Source organism: Candidatus Pelagibacter communis (genome assembly GCF_001179925.1).
Lineage (GTDB): Bacteria > Pseudomonadota > Alphaproteobacteria > Pelagibacterales > Pelagibacteraceae > Pelagibacter > Pelagibacter ubique_E.
The window spans coordinates 1-5,081 of record NZ_CVSF01000002.1 but is presented as its reverse complement, the minus strand read 5'-3'; the positions used below and the strand labels follow the sequence as shown (position 1 = coordinate 5,081).

5 protein-coding genes and 1 other RNA gene are annotated in these 5,081 nt (G+C 26.7%); 4 read left to right on the top strand and 2 right to left on the bottom strand.

Features of this window, described 5'->3' with window-relative positions; genetic code table 11:
* The 4 genes from AMN70_RS00220 to AMN70_RS00205 form a co-directional block, all read left to right on the top strand.
* Positions 1-1,241, top strand: a 1,241-nt coding sequence (locus AMN70_RS00220; protein WP_075500914.1) for a putative PEP-binding protein, incomplete at its 5' end; no start/stop codon positions are given.
* A gap of 49 nt (positions 1,242-1,290) precedes the next feature.
* Complete coding sequence (locus AMN70_RS00215) at positions 1,291-2,220, top strand: hypothetical protein (protein ID WP_075500912.1); 930 nt, start codon at positions 1,291-1,293, stop codon at positions 2,218-2,220.
* Positions 2,217-2,948: a phosphocholine cytidylyltransferase family protein gene (locus AMN70_RS00210; protein WP_075500910.1), complete on the top strand. Its 732-nt coding sequence runs from the start codon at positions 2,217-2,219 to the stop codon at positions 2,946-2,948. Before AMN70_RS00215 ends, AMN70_RS00210 begins: the two co-directional genes overlap by 4 nt.
* A gap of 2 nt (positions 2,949-2,950) precedes the next feature.
* Positions 2,951-3,928: an Ldh family oxidoreductase gene (locus AMN70_RS00205; RefSeq protein ID WP_075500908.1), complete on the top strand. Its 978-nt coding sequence runs from the start codon at positions 2,951-2,953 to the stop codon at positions 3,926-3,928.
* A gap of 67 nt (positions 3,929-3,995) precedes the next feature.
* On the opposite strand, the gene AMN70_RS00200 is transcribed toward AMN70_RS00205, so the two are convergent.
* On the bottom strand, positions 3,996-4,829 hold the full coding sequence (locus AMN70_RS00200; RefSeq protein WP_075500906.1) for a class I SAM-dependent methyltransferase: 834 nt from the start codon (positions 4,827-4,829) through the stop codon (positions 3,996-3,998).
* A 16-nt stretch (positions 4,830-4,845) separates the two neighbouring features.
* Positions 4,846-5,081, bottom strand: a transfer-messenger RNA (tmRNA) gene (gene ssrA / locus AMN70_RS00195); the annotation flags it as partial.

Here is a 5,081-nt window from a genome sequence, read left to right as displayed (position 1 = left end):
GAGGAATGGGCAGACCATGTGTGTCGGGATCAAGTGAAATAGACATAAATTACGAAAAAAAAATTTTTAAAACATCTAATTTGGAAATTAAAGAGGGAGATATTATTACTATTGATGGTTCATCTGGAAGAATTATTTTAGGAAAAGTTCCAACGGTTAAACCAGAAATTTCTGGTGACTTTTCAAAATTAATGAGCTGGGCTGATAGTATAAGAAAACTTAAAGTTAGAACAAATTCAGAAACTCCATTAGATACAAAAACAGCGAGAGATTTTGGTGCCGAAGGAATTGGGCTTTGTAGAACTGAACATATGTTTTTTGATGAAGATAGAATTTTATCCGTAAGAGAAATGATTTTATCTAAAACAAAAGAAGATAGAGCTAAAGCTTTAGTAAAATTATTGCCTCATCAAAAAAAAGACTTTATGGAAATTTTTAGAATAATGAGAGGATTACCGGTAACAGTTAGGTTATTGGATCCACCATTACATGAGTTTTTACCAAACTCTGAAAAAGAAATTTTAGAAGTTGCTAATGTCGTAGGTGTAGACACTAAAGAGGTAAAATCAAGAATATCAGAATTACATGAACAAAATCCAATGCTAGGACACAGAGGATGTAGACTAGGTATTTCTTATCCAGAAATATATGAAATGCAATGTCGAGCAATTTTTGAGGCTCTTGTTGAATTGAAAAATAGGAAAATAAAAGCGGCTTTTCCAGAGATAATGATTCCTTTAGTTTCTACTGAAGCTGAAATAAAAATCATGAAAGACTTAGTTCAAAATATAGCCGAAAAGGTTCAGAGAGAAAATAAAATGAAAATAAATTATATAGTTGGAACTATGATAGAATTACCTAGAGCAGCAATTAAAGCAAAAGAGATAGCAAAACATGCTGAATTTTTCAGTTTTGGTACTAATGATTTAACTCAAACGACGTTTGGAATAAGTAGAGATGATAGTGGAAAGTTTTTAAATGATTATATTGATAATAAAATTTTTTCTATTGATCCATTTGTTTCAATTGATGAAGGTGTAGAGGACTTGATTGAAATAGCAGTATCAAAAGGAAAAAAACAAAATAAAAATATTAAACTGGGTATTTGTGGTGAACATGGAGGTGATCCAAAAAGTATATTTTTTTGTTCTAAAGTAGGCTTGAACTACGTGTCTTGCTCTCCATATAGAGTGCCGATAGCTAGACTTACTGCAGCCCAAGCAGAAATCAATCAAAATTAAAATTTTTGATAAATTTTTTAAATTACTTGAATTTGAGAAAACATAATTGATGAAATTTTTTAAGGAATTATTTTTTAATTTTCACAGCTACAGATTTAGAAAATCGAAAAAGAAAAATATTTATTTAGATTTCAGTGAAAAACAAATAAATGATATTTATAAAACAGTTTCGTTTCAAAAAAAGATTATTCTTGCGACTCAAGTTGGCAGAGGTGGAGGAAAATGGCTTGTAGACATAATCAATCATTGTAGAAATGTAAGCGCGTTTGGAGAAAGAAATAGAACAGAAGAGGCAATTTTTAGATACAATTGTTCTCACAATAAGATTGTCAATTTAAATAAAATTTTATATTTAATTAAAACAGAAGCATTAACTGATTGGAAAAATAATAATACCAGTTACATATCAAGTCCGTATTTTTCTCACGGTATAAAGATTTTAGAGGAAAATTTAAAACCAGATAAATTTGTTATTATTGTTAGAGACTTTTACAGCTTATTTTACTCATTAAGAAATAAAAATTGGTATAAAGAAAATTTCAGTTTAGATACAAGTGCATATAATAAAAAAATACCTGATCTTTTTTTAAATAATCCTAACCATTTTTATGGTAGATATATTAATTTTGGAACAGATAATAAAAAATTTTTAGTCTCTTCTAATCAAATCAAAATTGCGATTTTCATGAATCATACTATTCAAAAAATATTCGAAGAAATAACAAATATTGATAAACGAAAAATAGCAATTTTTAATTTAAATGAAGCTGATCAAAATTATGAATACTGTAAAAACTTTTTACACAAATTGGATATTCAACTAGATTTTGGAAAAAAAGATTTTTTAAATTTAAAAAAAAGGACAGCAAGTTCTATTGAAAATAAAAAAACTACCATAGATAGTGAAAATTTAATTGAAATAGAAAAAATTAAAGATAGCTATGAATATTATTTAAATAAGATTAAAAATTTTTCATGAAAGCAATTATATTAGCAGCAGGAATGGGCAAAAGGTTAAAAAATGTTACTTTAAACAGACCAAAGCCCTTACTAGAGGTGGCAAACACAACAATAATACAATACTTGGTTAATTGTTTAAAAGAAATTGGTGTAAAAAAAATTTATATTGTTACTGGTTATAAATCTAAAATGATAAAAAATAAGCTAGGAAACTCAGTTAATTATATTCATAACAAAAAATTTAAAAGCACTAATAGTATTTATTCATTATATTTAGCAAAAAAGTACTTGCATAACTCAAATTTTATATTGATGAATGGTGATATTTTTTTAAGTAAAATTTATTTATCAAAAATTGTTAACTTTAAAAGTTCAACTTCTTTCGGTATTAAAAGAAGAAAATATTCGAATGGTGAAATGAATATAATTTTGAATAAAAAAGTAATTAAAAGGATTGGAAAGGATATTAAATTTAATCTTAGTAATGCAGAAAGCGCCCAAATATCCTATTTTATTAAAAAAGATGCAAACATCTTATTTAAACAAATAAATCAACTAATAAAAAAAAAATGTTTCAATTTATTCCCAGCTTATGCATATAAATCAGTGATAGATAAATCAAAATTAGACATTAGTTTCATCAAACCCAAATGTTGGTTTGAGATAGATAATAAAAAAGATTTATTAAAACTGAGAAATAAAATAAGAACAGCCAAACAATTGGAAATATTCAAAAATTTGAAATAGAAATGAAAAAAAAGATAATTAAAATTTTAGCTAATGAATTAGAAAGTAAAATTATAAATTACTGCTTGAATTATACTACACTCAATAATGCTAAAATAATTTCAAAAATGATAGTTAGAGCTGAAAAGATGGAAATCTTGACTCATGGTTTGCATTATTTTTTACATTCTGTTGCTCCACATTTAAAAAATGGAATAACAAAACATCATGTAATTAAAAAAAAAAATTTTCTTTATTCAAAGGGAAAAAAGGGTGGTGGATTGGGCCTTGTGAATACCTTTAATTGTTTAAAAAAAGCCAGTCAAATTGCAAAAAAAAATGGTATTTGTGTTTATTCTGCAAAAAATCCAGGTAAAGTTGGTGCATTTAGAACTTATTGTCCTGAGATTATAAAAAATGATCAGCTTATATTAATGGTTAAAAATACAGCTCCAACCCAAGGAGTTAAAAAAATTAAAAAGGCTTTAATCGGAACCAACCCTTTAGCTATTGGAATTCCTGGAACAAATTTCATTTATGACTCTTCTACATCAACAGTAGCTACAAATGCTATAAGGTTAAAAAATAAATATAATGAAAAATTTGATAAAATTGTTGGATTGGACAAAAGAATTAGAGGGACCAATGACCCAGTCAAACTTTTATTAAATGGTGCTTTTTTAAATACATTTGCGGAAGGACCTTTTTGGTTTAAAAGTTTTTATTTAGGCGTTGCAATTGAATGTATCGGTGCTCTATGTGGAGGAAAAACGAGCTATAGAGTAGGCAAACATAAAGGAAGCAGATTATATTCAAAAGAGGGAATGTTGATTATCATTATTGATAAAAAAGTTTTTCCTCATTACAGAGAATATATAAAAGAAATAAGTATTTTTCTAAAAGAATTAAAAAGGGTAAATTTGAGAATTCCAGGCACCTTTAATGAAAATAAGAAATATCTATCTTTATTTAAAGATGACTATGATAAACTTAGCCAGTAAATTAATTTTTGGAGCTTAATATTTTTTTTTCAAAAAAAGTGAAATAAATTAAATTTCTAATTATTGGCTACTTAAAAAATTTTTTGTTTTTTTTTGAGTCCAAAACATTTTTAAAATGAATAATTATTTTTGAAATAAAACGGTAACAAAAATTGATAAAATCATATTTTTTAAGATATTTAAATTTATAAATAATTTCATTCTTTAATAATTTTGGAACAATTGTATTGTGGTATCGGAAATCTGTAACAATATCATTATCGATAGATTTATTTTTAATCTTTTTATTTATACCAGTTTTTTTTGTGTTGATATGAAATATCACAATACTTTCGAAATATTGTATCGAGTATACATAATCATTAAGAGAAACTTTGAAATTTCCTAAATTTGGATATTTAAAATTTACATCATCAATAATCTTTTTTGTAAAATTAATAAAACTGTATTTATTAGGATTTCCAAATTCTTGCATGTAAGATGTGTGTGTATCCTCAATCATTAAAATACCATCATCAGTTATATTTGGTAAAGATTTTAGTGTGGTTATTATTTGCTGAGTATTTGTATGACCACCATCATCTAATAATATGTCAACTTTACCAACTTTTTTAAAAAAATTGTCCCAAAAATCTTCATCAGATTGGTCTCCAATAAAAATTTCAATTCCGTCTTTTTCGAATTTTTTACATTCTGGATTAAAATCAATGCCTATAATTTTTGAGTCAGGATGGAAATATTTTTTCCACATCTGTAAAGACTCACCATTGAGCACACCTACCTCAACAAATGTAATTTTTTTATGTTTAAATCTGTCGAAAATACCATCATAAACATCAAAATATTTTTCCCACTTCGTTGTATATCTTTTGCTTTGTAAAAATAGGTCTCTAGTGTTCATTTGTTTTTAATATTTTATTAGGGGCGTTCTGTTGCCAGGTGCCCCAAACCCCGACTACATAATTAGTAAAGCTAATTATGCAGCAAGTGCGTAACTTTCGTTAGCAATTATAAATTAGCCCTTTACGGAGGAACAATTCCGAACGAAAGAATAGCTTTTAGTCACCCGTCGATTCTAGTTCACCCCCATAAGTTGTAATGGTGGAGGTGGTGGGTACTGCCCCCACGTCCGCAATGGTTATTACGAAATTCA